Here is a 25,319-nt window from a genome sequence, read left to right on the forward strand (position 1 = left end):
AATTCCGTCCCGCGGAATTTTTAAATGATTTTATTTTATATAAATTTATATTATAATACTTTTGCGCCGTCTTAGCTCAGCCGGTAGAGCACATCCATGGTAAGGATGGGGTCGCAGGTTCAAGTCCTGTAGTCGGCACCATATACCCGTAATGGGTTTTTTATTTTAAAATTACACGTTTTTTTCCTTCAAAACTATAATCTGATAGATAAAGTTTTCCATCGGATAAATCAAATGTTGGTGCATTTTTGAGTTGTTCTTTTTGGGCAAAATGCACCTTTACTCTCTTGTTATCCATAAAGCAATAAGCTGATGGATTGGGATTAAAAGCTTTAATAATTCGCAACGCTTGATTACAAGTCATGTCTTTTTTTATTTCCCCAGCTTCTTTTTCCAATTTTGGACTAAAAGTAACGTAGTTTTCATCTTGAGCAGTTCTATTATATTTACCACTATCAATATCATTAATTCAAGACACAATATTTTCAGCAGCTATTTTTTTTAATTTTTCAAAAACATCTTTTGACGTATCATTTTCGTCTATTTTTATCAATTTTTGAACAAAAACATCTCCCGCATCCATTTGTTTAACCATCTCTATTACACTAATCCCAGTTTCTGAATCTCCATTTAAAACTGCATATTGTATAGGAGCAGCTCCCCTATATTTTGGCAGTAATGAACCGTGAATATTCAGATTAAGTTTATTAGCCAAATCTAATATTTTAGATGGTATAAACTGTCCAAAAGCAGCAGTAATCAAATAATCATAATTTAATGATTTTAACTCATCGTAAATATCGACAATCTTTTCAGGTTGAAAGCATCTAATATTATATTTTAAAGCTAATTCTTTAGTGGGTGTTGGTATTATTTTTCTTCCTCTCACAGAAGGTCTGTCTGGCTGAGAGACAATGGCAACAACATCAAAATTTTTAATCAACTCTTCAAAAATCGGTACTGCGAACTCAGGAGTACCAGCTAATAATATTTTTTTCATATAAACATTATAATATTGGAATCTATTTCCGCGACGATTTTATGGACGAAAGGATTATTTTTTTATATATAATTAATTTAAGTGGAGGAATATGAATCCTGTTTTTGAAAAATGACGAGCAAAAGAATCGAAAGATAAATTGTTTGCAAAAAAAATACTGTCTTTTGGTTTAATAAACAAAGAGGCGGAAATTAATTATGCTTTTAGCAGAAGCATGTTTTTTACTGGTAATAAAGTTATTGCTGAAATCGGTGTAGGAACCAATCTTATTAACGAATATACCGTTACCGCTATTGCTGAATCGTTAGGGAACATGCTCGATGATCAAAAATTAGATTCTAAACAAATATTTTTCGGTAATGACCAATCATTTCACGGCAAACTTTATACAAGTATTATGAGTAGAGTACTAGATAAAAAAGGATACTTAATCAATACGATAAAAGATGCTGAAAAAGTACCTAGCATCACGCACAAAACGATTACAGAAAAATATAAAATACCAGTTCGTGTATACATTGGTAAATACAAAAATGTAAAAAACAGTATTCAAATTGCGTTTTATTGAGGAGATGGAGAAAATTTCAACGCAACTGATATAACTAAAATCTCAATGAAATTAAACGAAGTTAACTATTTAATGATTTCAATACCTGAAAATGAGATTAATGTTAATTATATTGAAGCAATGGATGAATGCATTAATAATTCACTGGAATTCATAAAAAGAAAAAAAGGCTTTTCAAAGATCAATAATAATTTATTTGCTTTTGATATTTCATCTCACGAACAATATTCATACATTAAAAATTTACATAATAAACTGGATATTAAGGTTAAATACAGAGATAATAAAACAAATAAAAACTGATATAAATCAAATCTTAATCAGTTGAATAGTCTTAATATGAAGTATTGGTTCAGAAAAAACGATGCGAATTTTGCGATCAATAGGTCTGGAAGCGGTGTTTGTGTATCAATAAAACACAAACATCTTTATAAATACCTAAAACCTGACCAAATTTCTGCTATTTACCTTCATTTTTTAGTGAATGATGATCCCGATTTTGATAAATCTAATTTAATTAATGCGTTCGTTGCACGAAGTTTTAACTCTTCATCATTATTAGATGTTGTTGCTAAAAAATATAACATAAAAACATTAGTTTTTCTCAATCATTCATCACTATATAAGCAATTAAAAGACAATAATAACTTACTAATTGCTCACACAAATAATTTTGAATATATGCTTAATTCTTCTAATTACATATTTGATGCTTATTTATTTTCAGCAGAATTAATGAGAATGATATCTGTTTACAAAGAAAAAGGTTTAACGCTTTTTGACATTTTGAATAAAATTTACAGTGAATACGGTTATTCGCACACGCAAACCAAATCATATGAAATGCCTAAAAAAAGTATTGGCAGTTTCATAAACAGACTGAAAAATACAACACACGTTGGCGAACAAAAATTAGTTAATTATAAATTAATTAAAGATCATGCTATTGAATCAAATATTTATTTAAAACTTTGTTTTGAACAAGGAGATAATTCAGTTATAACCTACAATTCATTAGATGAAAAAATGACTATTTTTACAGATGTTAAAATTCGTAAAACTGACGAAGATGGCAAGTTGGGTGTGATAATTCGCGAAAATAATATGTTAGATAGTATTTTAGAGCTTAAAGAAACATCTTCTACTACTAAATTAAATGCTTTTTCGGTATTAAAATATGTGTTTTTTGTTTTGATTTTATTCGGGATATTCGCGTTCTTATTTCACTCAGTTTATAACTTTAAGAGTTCAAATTCGGTAGGTTCAGCCAATATTAAAGAAATATTTAATGGTATGTGAACGCAAATAAATACGTCTGTATACTCCAGAGCTTCATTTATTGCGATAATAGGTGGTTTTTTGATTTATTCTTTCACAAACGCGATGATTTTCAAAAAACTTTTGAAGTGGCAGAACATAAATGTTAAATTCACAGATCTATTGACTGGTTCACTTATCTCTTTAGTTTCCCAAAATGTAACTCCAAAATCTATCGGTGGTGATATTGCCACATATTGATTTTTAAGAAGAAGAAACGTTCCGCGCCCACAACTTATTTCTTCAATTGTTATAAATACGTTTATTTGGCAAATGAGTAATATATTTTTAATCGTTGTGTTTTTACCAATTGGAATTTATTTTTATGGTAATTTCTTTTCTAATGTAAAAACAGATAAAACATCCTTAATTATGCTTATTTCCTTAATATTGGGAATAACAATAGACTCAGTTCTAGCAATTGGTTTTTTACTACTGGCTTTAAATAAAAAAATACAAAATTGAATTTTAAATAAATTAATTAATTTCCTTGAATGGTTACCCTTTGTTTCGATTTACGATGCAGATAATAAACGCGCTAAACTTCAATACGAATTTTATAAAGTACGGCACGGATTAAAAACTGTTATTAAAAAATGGTATAAATTTATTGAATTATTAATCTGAAAAATATTGCCTTGAGCCTATGTTCCATTAGCTTGATTTGCTTTGTCAACCGATATGTTACAATCACCAATTATAGGTGGTTCATATTTTAATATGATGGTTGGAAGTGTATTAATTAGAAACATTAACTCAATTTCTCCAACACCTGGTGGTACTGGCACAAATGATATAATTAGCAAAACTATTTATGAATTTATAATAAAACCTTCAAGTCACTTAGATATAGCTGCTCGTTCATCACTGCTTACATCTATTAAGGGTATTGGGGAAGTAATTATTCCAACACTTCTATCTGCAATCATTTTATTGCTAGTTTTTATTGGTGAAAGAAGAGTTGATATCCATAATGCAAGGAACAAAAACTTAAAATTAATTAATAACGAAAATTTAAACCAAATCAGCGAAACAAAAACAAAATTTTATAAAATAAGTTTTTCTTTATTAACTATAGTTTTAACATTAATAATATTAAGTTTTGTTTTTGTGAATTGATAAAAGCGCTTAATGAGTTGCTTTTTTTATCAAAAATATTACAAAACTTTTAATATGGTTGCTTATAAAATTTTCAAGAATAATGATTAAAGTGAAATGGTAGTTAAAAATAATATCAAATGTTCCGTTTTACTAAAAATATAGAAAAATAAGTCTTTTTGTTTCTAATTCCATACCTATTTAGTTCTTTTTTCCTTTATAATAAAAATGCATTTAAAATTAATTAGATGTAATAAATTGAAAGGAGAATTGAATGAATAATTCACAAAATAACACAACTACTCCAACCAGTTCTCCGAGGAAAAATAAAACACTTTACGGTATTTTTCTTTGAGCTGTAATTTCGTTTGCATATCTACTATTCGTTATCAATTGAGGTTTTTCAATTGGTTTAAACGGCAGCGGAATTAAAGATGGTGTAACACATGCCGGTGTCCTGGGGCATTTCAAGATTGTCAGCGATACTTCGTTTGCATTAAACAATAGCGCTACTAACTGAGCAATAACATTTGGTCGTGGAATTGGTTCTGTGATGGTTGCTCTATTATTGGTGCGTTTCGCGCATAAAAAGACAACAATCATTGCCTTAATACTTACACTATTTGGTATACTGGCTCAATTCATGCCGGCTGCACCATATGGTTATGTTTTATATTTATTATTAAGAACACTAATGGCTATTGGTGGAACTATGATGATAATTCTTACTCAACCTATAGTTGCAAATTTCTTTACAAAGAAACAAAAATCAATAGCTTCTCAATTTGGTATTTGGTTTTACCCGTTAGGTACAATAATATCTATTGTTCCATTTGTTTTTATTTCAAAATTGGACACAATCCAAAATAATTGACAGGTTATATTTACAGTACTAGCCGCACTTAATATAATTCCTTTACTAATATTTATTTTCATGGGTTCAAAATTTGATGTCACAAATAAAACACAACAATCTAAAACCAAAGAAGAAAATGCCGGAAAAATTCTTTTAGGTTATTTGAAACAAAAACAAACTTATGTATGAGTAATGCTTTTTGGCGGATGATTGGCTGCGGTAGTTTTCCCAACCAGTTTATCAATTAATTTCTTTGCTGATTTAGCAGGAGTTAAAAGATCATTATTCACTAAAGAAATTCGGATCTGATACATTTTGTTTTTAGCGGCGGTATTTATAGGACCAATATCTGTTGGTTTATGATCTAGATATAACTTAAAACGTAGATGATTTGTCGCAACTATCATCGGCGGTGGAATACTATTCTATGTACTATCAACAATAATATTTATTTTTGGTATCGCTAAGCAGCCTAACGGTAGTGCTGTTCGTATTACAAGTTTCATTTTCTTTTATGTGTTTGGATTCTTGGCCGGTCTTTGCTTATGAGGCATCCAAGGTGTAATCCTGAATCTACCTCATGAATATAAAGATACAAATCCAAAAACAGTTGGCTGAATGTTTAGTTTAATATGAGGATTTGGATATATGTTCTTTACATTATGTTTAATCATAATATCATGTGTACCTCTTGTGGGTGGCGCAACAAATTCAGGCAATAACTTTACATACGCATTAATTGGAACTTGTCTAATAGTCCTAATGTCATTAATAGCAGTAATCGGTGCTCTATTGATAAAAGAACCTTCACCCGATGCTAAGACATTCCCAAGTTGATCTAAAAAATAATAAAAATTCAAGGTTAAACCCTTGAATTTTTATTATTTTTAATCATTAGTCAATTTTCTAAAATACTCAAAACGAGTATTTTAGAAAATTATATTTCCATTTTAAATGTTGTTTTACAGATATCAGTAATAACTATATCGCTACGTTTCTCAAATAGTTCTTTCGCAAATTCTTTAACTTTTTGTGAAGCCCCAAAAGGAAATTGGATACCATATTTTTGATTCATTTCTTCCATTTTATACAAAAAGGTCTCTCTTGCCAATATTGAAGCACAGGCAACTTCTAGTGAAATATCTTCAGCTTTATTTGCTAATATAATATCCTTTTTGATTGTCGTAAATTTGACAAAAAAGTTACTATTCATAAATTTGTCATAGTATTTTTGGATACAATTAGTTGTTGAATATTTGTCAATAAAAATAAAATCATATTCGTTATTTTTAACTAGAACCTTATCAATGGAGCTTAAATGAGTAAACATTTTTAATTCATTTCCGTTATGCATTTTGCTCATATTGTTAAAACCTTTAGGCGACAAAACATAAACGCCATAAACACATAATTTTCTTATTTGGGGAGCTAACACCTTTATTTTGGTGTCGCTAATCTTTTTGGAATCAATAACACCCAATTTAATGAGTTTTTCTTTATTTTCTTGCGGTATTAAAACCGCCGCTGACACTAGTGGACCAAAATAATCTCCAACTCCTACTTCGTCAACTCCGATAACTCTTTTATCGACAACATTCAACGATGAGTTAAATTCTATAAAATTCATTAATCATCTGCTTCTGTATTAACATATGAATTCTTCTTCATTTTAGAACGAACTCTTAAACTTTTTGCTTTTTCTTCTTCTGGGTTATCAAGGAATTTATTGATGTAGAAACCTACGGCCCCTTCAGTATTTTTCTTATTAATTCTAACAGTTGCGTGCTTTTTAACTGGTTCTGGAGCGTTTTTCATAACCACAGCAGTTTTAGCTACCTTAAACATTGAAATGTCGTTGTGACCGTCACCAAATGCTACGATATTTTCTAGTGGAATATCGTAATAACGACTTAATAATGAAATAGCACGTCCTTTGTTTACTGACACATTAGTGATATCGAAAACAGGTGTTAAACCTTCTCCTTTCGACCAATATGAAAATTCACCTAAATCTCCATATTTTGCTCTTAGATAATCTCTTAAATCATCTGGATCTGTAGTTTCTTTAACATCAAATATAATTCCTGTAGGTCTCAATGGAATTTTATTAAAATCTAATCCCACCTTAAATTTAGGGTTTTCTTTAAAACCAAAGACTCTCTCAAGTGCTTCATCTCTTCTTTGTAACTGAACTCATCCAGGTCCTTCAATAGCAACATTGCTAATTTCTTGTTTAACTTTTGGATCACCTAAAATGTAAAGCATTTCGTTCAAGTTTAAATATTTAATTAAAGGAATGAAGTTTTCGTCACTGGGGTTATGAATTTGAGCACCATTGTAGTTTGTAACTACAGTATCCAGTCCTAACATGTTGTAAATAGGACGAGTCGATCTTCATGGTCTACCGGTTACCAAACAAACTATATGTCCCTCGTTTTTTGCTCTTTCGATTGCTTTCATTGCAACTTCATGAATAGTTCCTTCTGAACTAGATGAAAGAAGTGTACCATCTAAATCAATTGCAAACAAATATTTTTCTTTTTCTTGCATAATTCTCCTTAAGAATTTAATATATTAACAATTATAAACCAATTACCAGTATTTCAAAATGTCCAAATATAAGTTGATTTTACCGTTGCTATTGAAAAACAGTCTGATATGTGTTTTACTTATAATATAAACAATAGTGGAACTGTATTTCCATAATGTGGTAATGTAACCATATGGAAACATTACGATACAATTTGACAAAAATGGCTTAGAAATGTGTTTTTTGGTAAAAATATTAGCGAAAAATTTATTAAATTGTTTTATATCATAATTTACATATAAGTACCATATGTAGAGTATTAAGTAATATAAAGTATATAATTTAATCGGTACACAATAACAACTATATTCAAAATGTTATCGTTGCCAATTAATATTTATATTAATATAAAATATTACGAAAGGATAATATGGAAAATTTAGTTAAATTACTAAAATCACAGAACTTATATGGTGCTGTTATAGCAACAATGTTTTTTGTTCTTGTTGGTTTCTTCGTAACTAAAAAAGGTATTTTTACTAAAGAAATTAACGGTAAAATATCAACATTTTTACTACAATGAGCACTACCTTTCTTGTGTATAGTTGCGTTTATGGCTCCAGCCAAAGCAGACGTCGCTAAAGAAGTTGGTATTGTAATTGGACTATCTGCCGCATTCTACATTTTAATTGCGGTATACAGTACCTTAATCATTAAGTTAGTACCTAGATCAAGACTGGTTTCAGCAAAAATTAGAGCTCGAGCTGAAAAGATGTATGAACAATCAGATAAATCACAATCACCTGCTCAATTCAGAGAAGCACAAATCAATAGCTACGCACAAAAACTATTAACTTCACAAATGATGTTATCATATGCATCATTGCAATTCTTTGCTGTTCCTTTAGTATCAGTATTAGACAAGGTTGTCTTCAATGAAAGCGCAACAGCACTTTTGCAAGTATGGAACTTACCATTTATGATTGGTGCTTTCACATATTGTAAAATGGCTTACTCGGGACAAAAATTCTCTAGAAATCAAATTAAACCTATTTTAAATGCAATTTTCAACCCAATGATGATTTGTCTATATGTCTCAGCAATTTTATGAGCATTACAATTCATTCCAGCAATTCCTAAATTCAACGCTGACGGAAAATGATATTCAGATACCACAAACGGTACACTACAATTCTGACACGCATTCGGTTCACAAATCCCAATGATTTTCACACCAATTAAATCAATGGTAGGTGTTATTTCGCCATTAGCATGAATCGTAATCGGTGGTTCATTGGCAACATCAAACTTAAAAGAAGCTGCTAAAGATAAAGAAGTTTGAATTACAACAATTAGAAAAGCATTAACAATTCCTGTTGTTATGTTACTAGTTTGTCTACCATTCGTTAAATTTGAATTACTTTCAGTATCTACTGGTACATTATTAGTTATCTTAGGTGCTTGTCCTCCTGCTGCAGTTACAATTATTTTCTCTGTAGCGTTCAAACACGAACATACACCATATACTGCACAAGTTTCATCTCTATCAACATTGGTGAGTTTAATTGCTCTACCAGTTTGAACTGTTGCTAGCTATGGAATCTTCAACGCATTAGTTGCTTAATATTTGGAAACTAAAATAGTCGCATGTGCGACTATTTTAGTTTTTTATTATTAATCTGAATTATTATCTGATATGTTTGTTTCATTTAATAAATCGTCAAATGAAAGATTTGTAATAGTTTCGTTGTGAGTGATTTCTGATTTTGGAGGAAGTTGCATATGTTCTGCTATATATTCAATTTCCTCTGCAACTATTGTTTCTTTATCTAGTAGCGCTGTTTTAATTAACTCTAAAAGTTCTCTATTATTGTTGATAACTTCATGAGCTCTTTTTTGAGCTTCTAATACTATTTTTCTAACTTCTAAATCTATCTCACGTCCAACTTCAGGTGAAAAAGTAGCTGATTTTAAATAATCTCTTCCTAAGAAAGGAGAACCTTCGTCCGCTTCGTACTGAATTGGTCCAAGACCAGACATTCCTCATTCCGTAACCATTTTTCTAGCTATTTTTGTTGCTTTTTGAATATCGTCACTGGCACCTGTAGAAATATTTTCTGCTCCATATATTATTTCTTCGGCAGCTCTACCACCCATAAATGAAGTAATCATTGAAATTAGTTCTTGTTTGGACATGTTGTATTTTTCTTCTTCAGGAGTCATTAAATTGTAACCACCGGCTTGCCCTCTAGGGATAATTGTAATTTTTTGAACTTTATTACCACCGGGCACTTTTATACCTACAACCGCGTGACCAGCTTCGTGGTAAGCAACCATTGTTAATTCCTTCTCAGATATAACTCTGTTCTTTTTAGCAGGACCCGACATAACTCTGTCGATTGCCTCATCAATATCTTCTAATGTAATAACATCATGGTTGAAACGCACAGCTAATAAACTTGCTTCATTAATAACGTTTTCTAATTGAGCCCCCGAATATCCTGGAGTTCTTTTAGCAACTTTTGCTAAATTAACATTTGGTGCAATTCTTTTTCCTTTTGCGTGTAATTCTAGAATTTCAGCTCTTTCTTTAACATCGGGTAAACCGACAGTAATTTGACGGTCAAAACGTCCTGGTCTAATTAAAGCTGGGTCTAAGACATCAGTACGGTTTGTTGCAGCGAAGAATAACAAACCAGTATTTTCTGTCATACCATCCATTTCAACAAGTAATTGGTTTAATGTTTGTTCACGTTCATCGTGTCCACCGCCTAGACCAGCACCTCTTGTACGCCCAATTGCATCAAGTTCATCTATGAATATGATTGCTGGTGCGTTTTTACGCGCTTCCGCAACAACATTTCTAACACGTTTAGCACCTAGTCCAACATACATTTCAACAAAATTTGATGCAGATATAAAGTAGAATGGAACATTTGCCTCACCGGCAGTCGCTTTAGCAAGCAATGTTTTACCTGTTCCTGGAGGACCACCTAATAAAATTCCATGTGGCATTCTTGCGCCAGCTTTAACGTATTTTTTAGGATCTTTTAAATAATCTACAATCTCAGAAATTTCTTCAATTGCTTCTTTGTTTCCTGCAATATCTTTGAATTTCTTATCACTTTTAACTTTTTGGGCTACACTTTTATCTTCGCCGGCCATTCCGACCATACCACCTTTAAATAAGGATCTAGTAAATAGTCAACCAATAAGTATGAAAATAATTAATGGTAACGCTGAACGAATAACAACTTCTAAAATAGATGTTTTATTTGATGGCAGTCCAGAATAAATAAGCGCTTTGCCGCTTGCTGTAAAATCCGAACCTTGTGTAGCGGCATTTAACAATGAAGCAAAGGTTTTTGTTTCTGGACCAAACCCGGCATGATTTTGGGCCAATGCACCTATCGTTTCATTTTGACTAAATCACTGAGAAATGTTTTCGCGGCCTATCTTAGCAGTGTATAATGCACTTTTTCCATTGTCAACAAATTCATAGTTTACAAGTCCATTATAAGTATCTCAATTTGCATATCTTATGTATGTGTTATCGCCTGTATTAGCTATAGCTTTAGATATATGAGCATGTCAAGCATTAATATCAACCTCTGCAGGTGTTGGTTTGAATTTTTCTCACAGCATCCATATCAGTACTGCTGCAACAATAACTCCTAATATAGTTAATAACACTGCTGTTAATTTCGATCTTTTTGGTTGATTTGTTTTATTGTCTCTCATAAAACTCCTTTCAGTTTGAATAATTCAATTATATATTAATTACTAATATGAAATATTCGTTAATTTACCTCTTTTTTTGATTAATTTAATATTGTCTTTCAAAATGTATTCGGAAGTGCGGTTTTTTGACAAATATCACTGAATAATTGAATCAATCTTATTTTTCGAAAGTTTAATTGCACAAAAGTTTTCATGAATGAATTTATAGATTATTTGTGCTTTATACTTGTAAAATTCAAAACAATCTTGGCTATATTCACAATCCTTCCAGCTTTCAAATTCATTAAGTATTTTTTCTTCTGTTTTCTTTAAAAAAGAATTTTTTTTGTAAAAATTACTAATTAATTCGCTTTTTTCCACCAGTGAGTATTTTTGTAACTCGAGACGAATTTTATTTCTTTCACAAACCGGCAATAAATTAGTTGAATCAACGCTATATGTAATATCTAAATTCTTAATTTCGTGAAGTATTTCATCCTTAAAGTATCGGTTGATAAAAGGTCTATAGATATTCATACCAAAATTGACATTTTTGTCTTTTATACCAAAAAACAGCACATCTCTATTAGAGTTTTTTTGCATTAAGGCTGTCTCTAAAAAATCATCCTTATGATGACCCATAATTAGTAAATCGCAATTTTCGCTGTCATAAACAGATTTAAAAAATTCATACCTTTTTGTTCTTGCTCAATTTTCGAAATTGCCTTTGCATTGTGTATAATCGCAAATTTTAAAGAAAAACGAAACTTTATTTAACTCACAAAATTTTTTAATTAACTCTGTTTCATAATCGCTTTCAGGACGAGTTTTGTAGTTTATGTGAGCCACAACTAAATTTTCGGCGCCATAATTATCTATGCTTTTTTTTAAAAGAAACATGGAATCTGGGCCGCCACTCACGGCAATTAATTTTTTATTTTTTGTTTTCACTATTAAACTTCTCAATAACAATCTTTATGTCGTTATATACAAACGATAATGCCGCTTCCGCTGCTACATCAGCAACTTGTTCAACAATGACAATTTCATCAGGTTTAAAATTACTTAAAACTCAGTCTTTTAATTCATAATTTTTGTCGCGACCGATACCAATTCTTAATCTTTTAAAGTCGTTAGAAATTAAATTATCGATTACATTTTGCACCCCGTTATGTCCCGCACTTGAACCACCAATTTTTATTGAGGCTTGGCCTAAGTTAAAATCTTTTTCATCGTAAATTATCATTACATCTGATGGTGAAATTTTATAAAAGTGACAAATTGCTTGAATAAATTCCCCAGAACGATTCATATAGGTTGAAGGTTTAGCAATAATAAAATCATCTCCAATTCCAAATTTACCATTGAATTTGTCTTTATTAAGCTTAATCCCAGTTTTTTCAGATATTTTGTCAATAACTAAAAAGCCTGCATTATGGCGTGTAAATTTATATTCTTGCCCAATATTTCCTAACCCAACTATAAGTTTCATTATTCTCCTTTTTCAATAAAAGCACCGAACGAAGTATAAGCTTTTATATCTCGATTATTATTTTTTATTTTTCAAATATAAAAATTTAAATTTCCAATGATTATTAATTCTTCTTTTGCTCTTGATGTTCCGGTATACATTAGTTTAGTCGTCATCATTCAATCATAAGCGTCAAAAACAGGCATAATTACACACATAGATTCCGAACCCTGAAATTTATGTATTGATAACGCATACCCTAATGAAACATATGAACCAAATTCTTCTCTAGAGTATGTAATTGATTTATAACCAAAATCAACTGTAACTTCGCTATTTCCATTAATTTTGGTTATAGTTCCAATTTCCCCATTATAGGCGTCTAACTCATAATCATTTTCTAATTGTACAACTCGATCGCCAACATAAAATAACCTGCTAGTTTCTCCGTGGCCGTACGAAATTGAATCAATGTTTTTCATTTTCAATTGGTTTCTCAATAGATTTCATTGTTGAAGTATATCATTTACTGCCTTTATACCCACTTCGCTTTTATGAATTGGTATCAATACTGCTACATTTTCGATTCCATACTTTTCAACAGAAAGCTGGTATTGTTCAACAATTTTTTCAGTAAATTCTGCCTCACTTATTTCATGTCATTTAATTGATTCGGTTTTTAAAGAAGGTGTTTTTTTATTTTTTATTGATAAAAAATGATCACAAATTTCTTTTTTGTCGGTTCTAAATATATCTGTAAGAATAGTTGTTGCTATTTTGCCAGATTTAACTATGTCTTCAAGCATGTTCCCTGGACCAATACAAGGCAATTGATCGGCATCGCCAACAAAGATGATTTTTTCAAGTCTAGGTAAATTGTTGAGAATTATAAATAATAAATCAACTGTAACCATTGAAAATTCATCAACAATTAAAACCTTATGATCTAAATCGGTGTAGCTTGCTAATTGTATGTTTTTAAATGGCTCTTGCGCAATTCTGAATAAAGAGTGAATTGTTTTCGCATCGACATCTAGCTTATTTTTTAGATTTGTTGAAGCTCGACCTGTCGGTGCAACAACAGCAATTTCAGATTTTTTATATATTTTATTATCAACAAAATAATCAATTAAATATTTAATTACATAAGATTTACCTGTTCCCGGAAATCCTGAAATCACAGATACTTTTTTATTAACTCCATTATTAAATGCTTCTTGTTGTAACGGTGATAAAACACACGAAGTTTGAGTAACAGAATTATTGTTTTTATATCTATTTAATCTCAATAATTCGTCAGCAATATATTTTTCTTTAATTAACATTTTAGCAGTTGAAATTCTATTTTGGACTGTATCAAAAAACAAAATTGATTCGTTCACTAATTTTTGTATAGCTTCAATAACCATTATTTCTGAATAGCTTTTACGGTCTTTTTTAATAGCGTCGTATAGCTCAATAAAATCTACTAATGTTGAATTATTATTCATCAATTTCGTTATGTTGTAATATATCAAAGCATAAAGTCTTTTATCGGACTCGTCTAAGTCCATACAAATTCCTAATTTATCAATAATTTCAAACTTGTAATCAAAATCATACACCAAAGAGTAGGGATTTATCTCCTTGAGTTTTTTTAGTAACTCTTCTTCTCCAAATTCAATTTTAAGAACATCATAAAGGCGTTCAAGTCCGTTATTTACAAAAAAACTATATGTCTCATCATCATAACTAACAAAAAACTCTTTAAGAGATTTGAAAAGTTTTGGTGAAACCAAACCTTCAAACACCATAGGTTCTTGTTTGAATTTTTTGGCTCAATCGTCACCAAACTTTTCTTTAAGAATTTCTATTGTTCTTTTACCAACCCCTTTTACCGTGTTAATTAATACTCTTTCGAACTCTTCATCATTTTTTGGTTTACTGATTGCTAGAGATATTAATTTTTTGGAATTATACTTACTGTTTGTGTTATTTGTATACTCTATATCGTAAAAAGATAGTAATTTGATTTTTTTATCGGTAATAAAAATTGAAAAATTTTCACGATTATCAGTTTCAAAAATCGCTAATGTATATTTTCAATCTACTTTCTCGCCGCCACTTAAAACTTTCAAAAATCTTCCACGAGCTCTGAATAATTTATGTTGTGTGTATGTCTTTTTACTGTAAATGTCATTCATATATTACATTATATTGAATTATCTATTTATTTTAAGGTTTTTATTTTTGGTGAAATTGGGCTAAGATAACCAGTTTCACAAACAAGTTATACACATTTTTAAAATACTGTGTAAATAAGTTGTTAATTTTAACTTTTAAGACTTTAAATAAGAGTAATAAGTTGTTGATAACATTGTTAATAACTTATGGATAACTTGTTTATTTAACAATTTAACTGTCTTATAATATAAGTTAAATTATGATTTAATTATTAATTAGGAGATTTATGAGGAAACAAGAAATTGAAAAAAACAAATTGTTAGCTTTAACTGAGACTTTTTTACACTGCTTAATGTTGGAAGTTACGGATAAAATGTTGTATAAAAATTTTTTTCTGCCTTTAAAAATAACTAAAATTAACTCTGATTATCATGTTACTATAGAATCAAACTTAAGTAAAGATAGTATGAACATCATAAGAGCAAGCATGAACGATAAAGTTAGCAAAGCACTTGAGGAGACTCTTGGACATCCTTGTACTTACACTTTTATCAGTACTGCTGAAAGCACTAAACAAATTGATTTAAATCAGGATACTAAAGTAAAACAAATTCAAAAAAACATTACAAAAACATTAAAGAAAAATGTTTCCGTGTTTAAAAATGATTTAACATTTGATACTTATGTTGAAGGTGAGTTTAATAAAGAAGCAATCAGAATTGGAAGATATATTGCTGATGGGGGTCAAGAATATAATCCTGTGTTTATTTTTTCTAAATCAGGATTGGGTAAAACCCACTTATTACACGCAATTGGTAATGAATTAGTCAAATTAGGTAGGTCAGTACAGTATATTAACCCCGGTGATTTCGTTACAGATATTTCATTGTTACTTCAAGAAAATAATCAATCTAAAATTAAAGAAAGAGTTGATTCTTTAATAAATGCAGATGTTGTTATGTTTGACGATTTTCAAAATTATGGGCAAGGAAACAAAAAATCTACATTGCATGTTATAAATCAAATATTAGATAGCAGAATAAATAATAATAATTTAACAATTTTTACTTCTGATAAATCAATTACTGCATTAAATTCGATGTTTGATCACAGATTAATAACCAGATTAACAATGGGATTACAATTAGAAATAAAACAACCGAGACAAGATGACCTTATAAAAGTTCTTAACTATTTTATAAAGATAAAGAATATGCATCCTAATAATTGAGAATTAGAAGCAAAACAGTTTATAGCTCGAAATTTCCAAAATTCAATAAGAAATTTATTAGGAGCAATTACAAGACTAAGTTTTTATGACAAAGAAATCGCAAGTAAAGCCAATGCTAAATATTCGCTCGTTGTCGTAAATAGAATACTTTCATCAATGACCCTAAATAAAGAATCTGTTACCCCTGAATCCGTGATTGAATATGTTGCAAAATACTACAAAGTCTCTAAAAAAGAGATTTTAGGAAAAGGTAGACAGCGTGATGTTGTTATGGCGAGACATATAGCAATATTCATTATTAGAGAAGAAATGGGTTTGCCACTAGAAAAAATCGGTCAATTATTCGGAAATAGAGATCACTCAACAATAATAAACGCTATCAAGAAGATTGAACGCGGATGCGAAGAAGCGGATCAATCGTATAACAGAGCTATTTCGGCTATTTCTGAAGAAATATACAAGTTAACCTAAAGTTATCAACATAACAAAATCAACCAAAAACCATAAAAACAATTGAAAAATAACATTAAATTTTTGTTTTTAATTGTTATCAACAAAACAACAAAATATATTAATTATATTTACTTTTAAGGAGGAATCATGAAATTCCATATAAACAAAAAAATTCTCGATGATTCGATTGAAATTGTTTCAAAATACGTTGACCCAATTAGTACTTTTTATAGTTTCAGAGGAATTATGATAATTGTCGACAACGAATTTATCACTTTAAAAGCAGCTAATGATGCAACAAGTATTGTTAAAAAGCTGCCTGTAGACGATGTACTAATTAAAGTAGAGCAAACTGGTGAATTTTTAATTCAAGCCAACATTTTTAAAACAATTATCAAAAAATTATCTGGGGAAATCACTATACAGCAAACACCAAACGCTTTATTAGAAATAATTGAAGGAAATTCAAGGTATCAACTTTCAACACTACAATCGAATCAATTTCCCGTAATTGATAATTTAATCAACACAAAACAATTTGAATTAGATACAAATGAATTTAAAAAAGCAATTAAAAATGTCATTCATGCATCGAGTGCAGATAATAACTTAATCTATAGATGTATAAATATGCGTTATAAAAATAATTGTATTAACTTTACAGCGACTGACTCTTATAGATTGGCTCTTTATCAAATGAAAACAAATACACCTCTAGAAGAAAATATTGACATTTCAGTAAATGCTAAAGATTTAAAAGATTTAATTCCTTCAGATGCACCTAAAAAAATAACTTTTTTCTACAACGATATAAAAGTTGGTATTAAGTATGATAATACAATTATTATTTCGCGTATTGTATCAGTTCCATTTAGAGATACTGAACCAATTTTAGCTGATATGAATATTAAATACAATTTACAAATTTCAAAAGCAGAATTAAATGAATTATTGAATAAGGTGTGACTAAGTAACGGAGATAAACAAAATAGAATTGAAGTATCATTGACAAACAATAATTTAACATTAATAAATAATATTGCTGAAATTGGAAGCTCAGTTGCAAAAACACAAAATTTTAAATTTGAAGGCAAAACTGTTGAATTTGATTTAAATTTTAATTTCCTAAAGGACGCTATTTCAGTTTTTGAAGATGATATCTCTATTTTAATTGACGATCAAGTTAAAAAAATTCTAATTCTTTCCCCTTCAAATGTAAGTTCAAAACAATTGATTACTCCATTAAGAAGATAAAATGAATAATATAGTTTTTATAAATGAAGGTTTTATAACAATTGGCCAATTGTTAAAGAAAGTTGGTTTGGTTGATACTGGAGGTCAAGCTAAATATTATTTAACAAACAATCGAGTAAAAATCAATGATAAAACTCCGATAGGGCGGAACACAAAAGTTTTTATTGGTGATGTAGTTTGAGTCAATAATTTAGTTTATTACATTAAAGAAAAATAAATTTAATTAAACTTCGTACAAAATCGAAGTTTTTTTATGCATATAAATAAATTAAACTCAAATATCGCTATTTGAGTTTAAAAGATAATTCTTTGGTACAATAGTTCATATGAAAATAAAAAAAATAGTACCTTTATTATTAACCTTCTCTTCGTTTCCTATCCTAGTTTCATCTCTTCGACAAAAAAAGATAATCACGAAACAAAATTAAATATAAAAATTTCAAAGAACTCAAAACAAGAAAAAGAAAGCGGTTTAGTTCAAACGGAAGCAGAAAAAAGAAACATCAAAAATTCTAAAAGCGAAGCAGTCAATGAGAACAGTTCTATAATAAATAAAAATACCAGCATTATTGAAAATAACTTAAAATCGGAGAATGGTATCAAAACTACTAATAAAAATAATACCGACAATGACAAAGATATAAAAAATAATAATTTGATTAAAAACGATAATGAACCAAAATTTCAGGCAGATACAAGCAAAATTATTCCTTCTTTAAGAAATAAGGTTACTGAAACACTATGGGTTAATGGTGTTAATATAAATGTTGAAAATTTCAGAAAACAAAATGATCCGTCATTAGAAATTTATGAATATTCACTAAAAAACTCTAAAAATGAAGGCTGATACGATATAAATAAACGTTTAGAGAATGGAGATTGGTCATTATGTTCGGCTGTTGTTGCAACAAATTGATTGCACTGATGATTAGATAGAAACCAAGAATATGTAAATAGATATATCAAGGAATTTCCTGATAAAGCAGTGATTAAAGTGGGAGATATCACAAAAAAACTAAAAGATATTAAAGTGAACTTCCCAGATGAAAATAATTACTATGACAGAAGTAGAATTTTTGACTATTTCGTTGAGTTATTTCCAAATAAAACGTTATTTCCAAATAAATTAATAGATATGTTTATAAATGGCTATAAATATATTTCTGATAACTATTATTTTAATAATGAAAATAATTATAATCCTGCTGACTCAAGAGGATTTTTTAAAGATGTGTTCAAATATCATACCCTAACTTCGTTTGTTAGATCTGGCTCGAAAGAAGCACTATCAATGAACATAAGAAGTTGAATTAAGCAAGGCCGGGCATTAGCTATTTCATTTGGTTCGGGTAATAAGGGACACATAGTTACAATTTGAGGTGCTGATTTCGATAACGATGGCAATGTTCTGGCTGTTTACATTAGCGATTCTGATAATAAAGACGATAAGATGAGAGTATCAAAAGACGGTGAATACGAAAGAGTTGGAATGACCAGATTAAGAATTGATTATTCTTCCGGTAATGCAAAATTAAGTGGTCATACTGAAGAAGGAAAAGGTGTTGATATTTGACATATATACTCTATTCAAGACGGAAACAGTTATTGAAAAGATTTTTTGAATGCGTAAAAAATTAGTGTGTAAAAAAGCTGCAACCTACTTGCAGCTTTTTTGATTTTAAAAAAATTAGTAAATGAAAAGGAGGGAACAACCCCCCCCTGACAACTGAATATATTATACCACAAAAATGTTGTTCCCAACTTTTCATTTTCTAAAAAAACAAAAATTTTTTTAGGAGTTATTATGAGTGTTTGAAGCAATTTAGATTTGATGGAGAAAGAAGGTCAGCAAGAAGAAATTAGAAATTTTTACAGCAATGTAAATTTTGTAAAAAAATATGATCGCAAAGTTTATGATAAACAAAACTTTGAGCATGTTTGAAAATTCATTAAAAATGCGAAGTTGGTTATTTCACGAAGTTGAAAAAATAAATTAGCTGGTAATGAAGTTTTGGTTAAAGTTTTTATGACTATTAGAATGTATAAAAAACTAAATTGTGAGATAAGTAAAAATGATTTAGTTTCGCAACTTGGTTTTAAGAAAACGACGCTGAATTTAGCCATTAAAAAACTTGTTGATTTAAACCTTGTGGATGGCGAAATTTTAAGAGAAAAAAATGTCTTGAAATTGAAAAAAATAAACCTGAGAAATAAGGGTGAAAATTACGTTGTGATTAGAGGTGAAAATGCGATGAAAATTTTGCTTTTAAATGGTTTGAAAGCAGCGTGATATTTTGTAGTTGAAAAATATAAATCTAAAGCTTTAGCAGGCAAAAAATTTATCATGCGTAAGGGTGATAAAAAAGTTATGCTGCAAAATGGTTTTTATGATGATATGAGCCGTAGTGGTGTTTTTAGAATGCATAATGCTTTTGCTGAGATGTTAGGGTTTGGAGTTAAACAAATTTATCAAGTTGTGAGAGGTGTAGAGAAAAAATTTATTTGCTTAAAAAATAAACTAGGACAAGTTTTTAGAAAGTTTGTCGGTTATGAGTTTAAGTGTGAAAGATATTTAATTATGAAGTTTTAATTAGATAAAAGAGAGTCATGTATATGGACGTGTAGTTTAATGTAAAACACGATTTATGATACGTATTCTGGTTCGAGTCCAGATAGTCCGCTGAAAATCAAACATGATTCTGATTAAAACGAAATTAGATATTTTTAAAAAATGGAGAACTATCGATGTCGGTGGTGTTCTTTAGCATAGCGATGATGGGAAAAACGAAGATTTTGAGAGTGGGAAATTTTGGTTTGGACAAAATCTGGAACATAAATATATTAGTCATGTATATGTTATATATATGACGTGGGAGATTAATGAATAGACAAAGGATATATTCTAATATCGAGTTTGCTAAATATGGTTTGGAGAAAAAAATACAAAAAGGTCAAGACCAGGTTCATGACTGGGAGTTTTATTCTTCAGGAAGACATTTGCGTTATATAGCTCGTGTTGATGCTGTTTATGTTCAAGATGATGATAAAACCAAGTTTGATTTAGAAAGTGAATTTAAAAAATCAGGTTTAGATTTTAAATCGTGGATGAATTTACAAACCAGAGTTAAAAAAGATAGTGCAAAATCTGGAGTTTATCGTTTGTTTGAAAATCCCAAAGATATTAATGTTAATGATGAAATTGAATTATTGAATAAGATTTTGCAAAAACAAATTGTTTGAGAAATGATTATTAATCCAGGACAATTTGGAGTTGATAATTTTATGTTAGATAAAAATGAGTGAGCAGATTTATTAAATGTGCATATGCGAAAACTTTTGAAGGCAAATCATTTAGATCCTGAGAATATAAGAGGTCATTGAGTTATGCATTCTAATACAGATTTTCCTCATGTGCATTTAAGTTTTTGAGAAATAAATCCTAATACACAGACTAAAAAAGAGGGATTGGTTTTTAAACAAAAAGGTTGATTTAGTAAAAAATCTGTACAAAATTTTAATAATGTTTTATCTTCGGAGGTTATTTATCAAAAAGAATATCGCAAGTTAAATGAAACCAAAGCTAAAACCTGAGATATTAGAAAGCATATAAAAGCGATTACGACGCTAGATGATGTGCGAAATGAAGAAATTTATGATGATGTATTTAAAGTGCGCGATTATATGCTTAATCGCAAAAATAAAACATATGTTAAAGCTGATGAAGATATTAAAGAAGCAATTTGAAATATTTTTGATTATGTGCAAAGTAATAATGACGACATTAAAATGCAATATCAAAATTACATGTCAGAGTTAGAAAAGTTAAAAGGCGAAAAGTTAGCATCACTATTTAACGAAAAATTAAAAAACAATTTTATTGATAAAGAAAAAGATGAGTTTGAAAAACAAATCGGTAATTTGATTATTAAGTTATGTTTGAATGAAAATGAGATGAGCGAAAGGGCAGATTGATTTAAGGGTTTAAATAGTGTTCAAAAAATATTTATTCAAAAATCAGCAAGACGCAAAAGTGAAGCCAAACGAAACCTGAATTTAAAATGAATAATTGATGGTTGAAATTGAGAAGCAAACGGAGTGCATTTTAGACATAAATTGGAGGCTTTACGAAGTTATCGCAAAAATGTTAAGGCAAGGTATTAAATATGAAGCACAAAAAATTCTTTGATTCTAAGTTTTTTAGATTTTTAAAATATTTTTTTAGTTTAGTTATTGTGCCTTTTATTTGTTTTGTATTAGTTGGTATTGTCGGAACGGTATTAATTAGTCGTGATAAGGCAATTAAGGGGTGATTTAAGGGTGAAAGAGATGTCTGGGGCGATATAGTTAATTTCTATGTGCTCGAGAATAAGTATCGGCTTTATGGTTTAGTTTTGATTTTAGTTGTCAGTTTTATATGTTTGGTTGTTTTGAATTATAAGGACTGATTAAAAAATATATCTAGATCACAAGCAAATGATAATTCACCATTTTTATATAACCAGGAAAGTGGTGAGGGTAATTTAAAAAAATTTAAAAAGGAATTTGCGAATAATAATGAATCTGGGTTTGTAATAGGTCATATTAAAAAATACGGCGATATGGTTAATCACTCTGACTCTCATATGATTTTATTAGGGATTGCTGGTTCGGGTAAAACTTGAAGAATACTTTTTCAAAATATCGTCCGTAATGCAAGTTTGTCTGATGATAAAAAAGCAAATATGGTAATAATCGATCCAAAACAAGAATTATTAGAAGCAACGGGTGGTATTTTAAAAAAACAAGGTTATGACGTGAAGCTGTTTGATTTAGATAATCCTAATAACTCCGTACGCTGAAATCCATTGAAGTTAGCTTGAGATTACTTTCATTCAAAAGAGTATAAAGAATTAAGTAATTTAGATTATTCGGAAGGTTTTGCTGCACTGCGTGAAGTGGTTGAAGAATTAAAATGAGGCGATAGACAAGACGACGGGATTTGAGTAGCACAAGCGAAAAATGTCGTGATGACAATATTAAAATTTATGGTTCTTTACTCGTTAGAAAATAAAAAGTTTAGTTTAAATTACTTTACATTGTCAAATGTTGTTGCGTTTTTAAATTTAGATACTTTTACGATGGGTGAATGAACCAAGATTGTAAATGAAAATAGATATAAATCAATTTATTGAGAAAAATTAAAACGTGAGATGGATGCACTAATTACGACAGTGCCTGAGACATTAACTGGTATTTTGATTAATGCTACGAAGGCTCTAATTCAATTTTCTAATGATTTAAAAACTGAAGAAATTACATCGAAAAATAATGTTGATTTTGAACAAATGATTGGTAATGATAGACCATTTGCGATATTTATCAGTTTTCCAGACCATAAAAAATCATCATCATTTCTAATTCCGATTTTAATTAGTCAAATTTATAAAAGAGCGATTTCGAAGGCAAATTCTTTACCAGGTAAAAAATTGAATAGAAGTTTGCTATTTATTATGGAAGAGTTTAACTCAATTGAAAAAATACCAAATTTAGGTGATTGAATGTCGATATCAAGGTCGAGAAAAATATTTTTCCTTTTGGTATTGCAGGACTATACACAATTAGATAAATATAACAGTGGTAAATCAGAGCATAAATTAATTAAATCGCAGGCAAGATTAACAGTGTTTTTAGAAACTAATAATGAGGAAACGCTAAAAGCGTATGCTGAGATGTTAGGTAAGTATGAAAAAGAGAGAAAATCGACTTCATATAATGGCAAAACAAAATCAGTTTCATCATCATTAAATAAAGAATTTGTGATGGATGTTGGCGATTTGAAATACAAATCTAAGGAGTTGGCGATTGTGTTAGCTGGTGGGTATAAACCGATAGCGATTAAACCAATGTTTTTATTTGATTATATGGATAAACCGAATTATGAGCATAGAGAGATTGTTGCTGATAGAAATGATGGTATTTTGTGAGATTTTGAAAAAATGACCGAAATTAATATTGATGGTGGAGGTAGCGTTGAAAAAATATATGATGAAGATTTAAATAAGCTGATAGAACAGAGAAAAAATTTAAATATTTTGTGCTCGAATGCGAATAGTGAACAAAACTAAAATTAAGGGGGTCAAAATGACACAATATAATGAATATAAATTTATTAAAAGTTTAGGAGAAGATAAAGCTAAGAAAATTGAAGAAGAGAAAGATGATAAAGTTGAGCAGCAAGAAAGTAAAAAAGAAGATATGGAATTAAAAAAACCTGATGAAGATAAACAAGATAAATCATCAATTGATTTGCTGATTGAAAAATCGAGTGCAGAATTAGATGAGTATTTTAATAGTGAAGAGAAAATGAAAGAATATTTAGATTTTATATCTGGTTTTGCTAATAAATATAGCTTCAAAAATATGAACTTGATTAAATCACAAATGGAAGGCGCAGCAATTGTTAAATCATTTACTGAGTGAAAAAAAGAAGGTGTATCGATTAAAGCTGGCCAGAAAGGTTTGAAAATATTAGCACCTAATGAAATAGTTATGCTGGAAGAAATTGACGAGCAGGGAAATATTAGATGAGTGCCGATTAAGAAAGCAAAAAAAGAAACAGTTAAAAAATATCACGAAGGAAAAGTTAAGCGAAAAAACGAGATTGTAGGGTTTAGAATTGCAAATGTTTTTGATATAGCGCAAACTACAATGCCTAAGGAAAATTATCCTAAAAAATACTTTAATGCTTTTATCACTGATGAGAGTGAAGATAGTAAAAAGTTATTTGAATTAGTAAAAGAGACAATTATCAAAAATAATGATGCTGTGATAAGAGAAAATGAGACTTTAGGTCAGGTTAAGGGAATGTCGTCTTTAGATGATAAAGATAATGTAAAAATATATTTGAATGAGTTGAACTCTGATTTACAAAATTTAAAAACCTTATTACATGAATATGCACACGTGAAGTTAAAACATAGTTTAAGAGATTTAGAAAGACCTAGTTGCGAATTGCAAGCTGAGATGACAGCGTATGTGGTAGGTAAGGAATTAGGAATAGATACTAAGGACCATAGTTTTAAATATATGCGAAGTTGATCGAAGGGTGCAAGCATAAAAGAAAAACAAAATTTATTAACCGAAGTTAATGAAGTTTCTAAGGCTATTTTCAGCGAAATTGAGAGCAATTTTTTAGCTAATGGCGATGTTTATCAAGACAAAAATAAAAGCAAAAAGAATTTGAAAAATAAGCTAAGTTTGTAGAGGTAAGAGATGAATAAAAATGCAGGTAGAGGTGAAAAAAGAGTTATTAGTGGGATTAATAGTGTTGTTTTTGAAAATGAAAAATCCATTTTAGTGGTTTTACCACAGATGCTGGAAGAGCATTTACCAGAATATCGTTATCAGTGAGAAGGTTATAAGTTTTTCTATCCTAAGAAAATGAGTAGAAAATTAAAAAATGGAAATTGAGAGATTTCATATTATTCTGATTTTAAAGTTAATGTTTTTAAACAAGAAAAAAACGTCATATCAGAGAAGTGAGAAACCATAGATTCGCAGGAAATTGATATGGAGCAGATTGCTAAATTTTATGTTGTTTATAAAAAATATATTCGAGAATTAGAGCGATTACGTAAAAGCTCGAATAATGATTAATGCTCGCGTGTGAGCGCGCATTA

Annotated in this window: 19 protein-coding genes and 1 tRNA gene; 13 read left to right on the top strand and 7 right to left on the bottom strand. The window is 29.5% G+C overall.

All coding sequences use genetic code 4. From position 1 onward, the window contains the following. Positions 1 to 65 precede the first annotated feature (65 nt). Positions 66 to 141: transfer RNA gene (locus tag NW238_RS01650), tRNA-Thr, on the top strand. A gap of 19 nt (positions 142 to 160) precedes the next feature. Here NW238_RS01650 and fmt read toward each other — a convergent pair. Further along, positions 161 to 1,000: a methionyl-tRNA formyltransferase gene (gene fmt / locus NW238_RS01655; RefSeq protein WP_216567777.1), complete on the bottom strand. Its 840-nt coding sequence runs from the start codon at positions 998 to 1,000 to the stop codon at positions 161 to 163. Positions 1,001 to 1,091: 91 nt separating this feature from the next. Here fmt and NW238_RS01660 point away from each other — a divergent pair, with 91 nt between their 5' ends. Beyond that, positions 1,092 to 4,007 carry a lysylphosphatidylglycerol synthase transmembrane domain-containing protein gene (locus tag NW238_RS01660; RefSeq protein WP_258451689.1) on the top strand — a complete coding sequence of 972 codons (2,916 nt, stop codon included), beginning with the start codon at positions 1,092 to 1,094 and terminating at the stop codon, positions 4,005 to 4,007. A gap of 250 nt (positions 4,008 to 4,257) precedes the next feature. Next, complete coding sequence (locus tag NW238_RS01665; RefSeq protein ID WP_216505296.1) at positions 4,258 to 5,688, top strand: hexose phosphate transporter; 1,431 nt, start codon at positions 4,258 to 4,260, stop codon at positions 5,686 to 5,688. 88 nt (positions 5,689 to 5,776) lie between these two features. Here NW238_RS01665 and rnhC read toward each other — a convergent pair whose 3' ends face one another. After that, positions 5,777 to 6,466 (bottom strand): ribonuclease HIII, encoded by a 690-nt coding sequence (gene rnhC, locus NW238_RS01670; RefSeq protein WP_216505295.1) that lies wholly within the window; start codon positions 6,464 to 6,466, stop codon positions 5,777 to 5,779. Continuing rightward, entirely contained in the window at positions 6,466 to 7,389 is a 924-nt protein-coding gene (locus NW238_RS01675) for a Cof-type HAD-IIB family hydrolase (RefSeq protein ID WP_216505294.1), read from the bottom strand. The genes rnhC and NW238_RS01675 overlap by 1 nt, the downstream gene beginning before the upstream one ends. A 410-nt stretch (positions 7,390 to 7,799) precedes the next feature. On the opposite strand from NW238_RS01675, the gene NW238_RS01680 reads away from it, so the two are divergent. Further along, complete coding sequence (locus tag NW238_RS01680; protein WP_258451690.1) at positions 7,800 to 8,993, top strand: AEC family transporter; 1,194 nt, start codon at positions 7,800 to 7,802, stop codon at positions 8,991 to 8,993. Positions 8,994 to 9,043: 50 nt separating this feature from the next. On the opposite strand, the gene ftsH is transcribed toward NW238_RS01680, so the two are convergent. The 4 genes from ftsH to NW238_RS01700 are packed head-to-tail and all read right to left on the bottom strand — an operon-like array spanning position 9,044 to position 14,743. Continuing rightward, the gene (gene ftsH / locus NW238_RS01685; RefSeq protein ID WP_216505292.1) at positions 9,044 to 11,110 is read right to left on the bottom strand and encodes an ATP-dependent zinc metalloprotease FtsH; all 2,067 of its coding nucleotides are present in this window, start codon (positions 11,108 to 11,110) and stop codon (positions 9,044 to 9,046) included. A gap of 42 nt (positions 11,111 to 11,152) precedes the next feature. Beyond that, on the bottom strand, positions 11,153 to 12,040 hold the full coding sequence (tilS, locus tag NW238_RS01690) for a tRNA lysidine(34) synthetase TilS (protein ID WP_216505291.1): 888 nt from the start codon (positions 12,038 to 12,040) through the stop codon (positions 11,153 to 11,155). Continuing rightward, positions 12,024 to 12,581 (bottom strand): aminoacyl-tRNA hydrolase, encoded by a 558-nt coding sequence (gene pth / locus NW238_RS01695; RefSeq protein WP_258451691.1) that lies wholly within the window; start codon positions 12,579 to 12,581, stop codon positions 12,024 to 12,026. Before pth ends, tilS begins: the two co-directional genes overlap by 17 nt. Then, a complete protein-coding gene (locus NW238_RS01700) occupies positions 12,581 to 14,743 on the bottom strand; it encodes an ATP-dependent DNA helicase (protein ID WP_216505289.1) in 2,163 nt (720 codons plus the stop codon). The genes pth and NW238_RS01700 overlap by 1 nt, the downstream gene beginning before the upstream one ends. Positions 14,744 to 15,009: 266 nt before the next feature. On the opposite strand from NW238_RS01700, the gene dnaA reads away from it, so the two are divergent. From dnaA to NW238_RS01745, 9 genes are all read left to right on the top strand, one after another. After that, positions 15,010 to 16,425 (top strand): chromosomal replication initiator protein DnaA, encoded by a 1,416-nt coding sequence (dnaA, locus tag NW238_RS01705; RefSeq protein ID WP_216505288.1) that lies wholly within the window; start codon positions 15,010 to 15,012, stop codon positions 16,423 to 16,425. Between the two features lie 129 nt (positions 16,426 to 16,554). Beyond that, positions 16,555 to 17,661, top strand: a complete 1,107-nt coding sequence (locus NW238_RS01710) for a DNA polymerase III subunit beta (protein WP_216505287.1) — start codon at positions 16,555 to 16,557, stop codon at positions 17,659 to 17,661. Between the two features lies 1 nt (position 17,662). Next, positions 17,663 to 17,878 carry an RNA-binding S4 domain-containing protein gene (locus NW238_RS01715; RefSeq protein ID WP_216505286.1) on the top strand — a complete coding sequence of 72 codons (216 nt, stop codon included), beginning with the start codon at positions 17,663 to 17,665 and terminating at the stop codon, positions 17,876 to 17,878. 285 nt (positions 17,879 to 18,163) lie between these two features. Continuing rightward, complete coding sequence (locus NW238_RS01720; RefSeq protein ID WP_373889498.1) at positions 18,164 to 19,291, top strand: IdeS/Mac family cysteine endopeptidase; 1,128 nt, start codon at positions 18,164 to 18,166, stop codon at positions 19,289 to 19,291. A gap of 174 nt (positions 19,292 to 19,465) precedes the next feature. Further along, positions 19,466 to 20,251 (top strand): MAGa4850 family ICE element protein, encoded by a 786-nt coding sequence (locus NW238_RS01725; protein ID WP_216567856.1) that lies wholly within the window; start codon positions 19,466 to 19,468, stop codon positions 20,249 to 20,251. Positions 20,252 to 20,541: 290 nt separating this feature from the next. Next, a complete protein-coding gene (locus NW238_RS01730; protein ID WP_258451694.1) occupies positions 20,542 to 21,822 on the top strand; it encodes a hypothetical protein in 1,281 nt (426 codons plus the stop codon). A gap of 2 nt (positions 21,823 to 21,824) precedes the next feature. After that, entirely contained in the window at positions 21,825 to 23,765 is a 1,941-nt protein-coding gene (locus tag NW238_RS01735; RefSeq protein WP_258451695.1) for a type IV secretory system conjugative DNA transfer family protein, read from the top strand. Positions 23,766 to 23,781: 16 nt separating this feature from the next. Further along, the gene (locus tag NW238_RS01740; RefSeq protein WP_258451696.1) at positions 23,782 to 24,903 is read left to right on the top strand and encodes an ArdC-like ssDNA-binding domain-containing protein; all 1,122 of its coding nucleotides are present in this window, start codon (positions 23,782 to 23,784) and stop codon (positions 24,901 to 24,903) included. A 9-nt stretch (positions 24,904 to 24,912) separates the two neighbouring features. Beyond that, positions 24,913 to 25,296 (top strand): hypothetical protein, encoded by a 384-nt coding sequence (locus NW238_RS01745; RefSeq protein WP_258451697.1) that lies wholly within the window; start codon positions 24,913 to 24,915, stop codon positions 25,294 to 25,296. Positions 25,297 to 25,319: the final 23 nt, after the last annotated feature.

The organism is Mycoplasma zalophidermidis (assembly GCF_024742155.1).
Taxonomy (GTDB): Bacteria; Bacillota_I; Bacilli_A; order Mycoplasmatales; family Metamycoplasmataceae; genus Mycoplasmopsis; species Mycoplasmopsis zalophidermidis.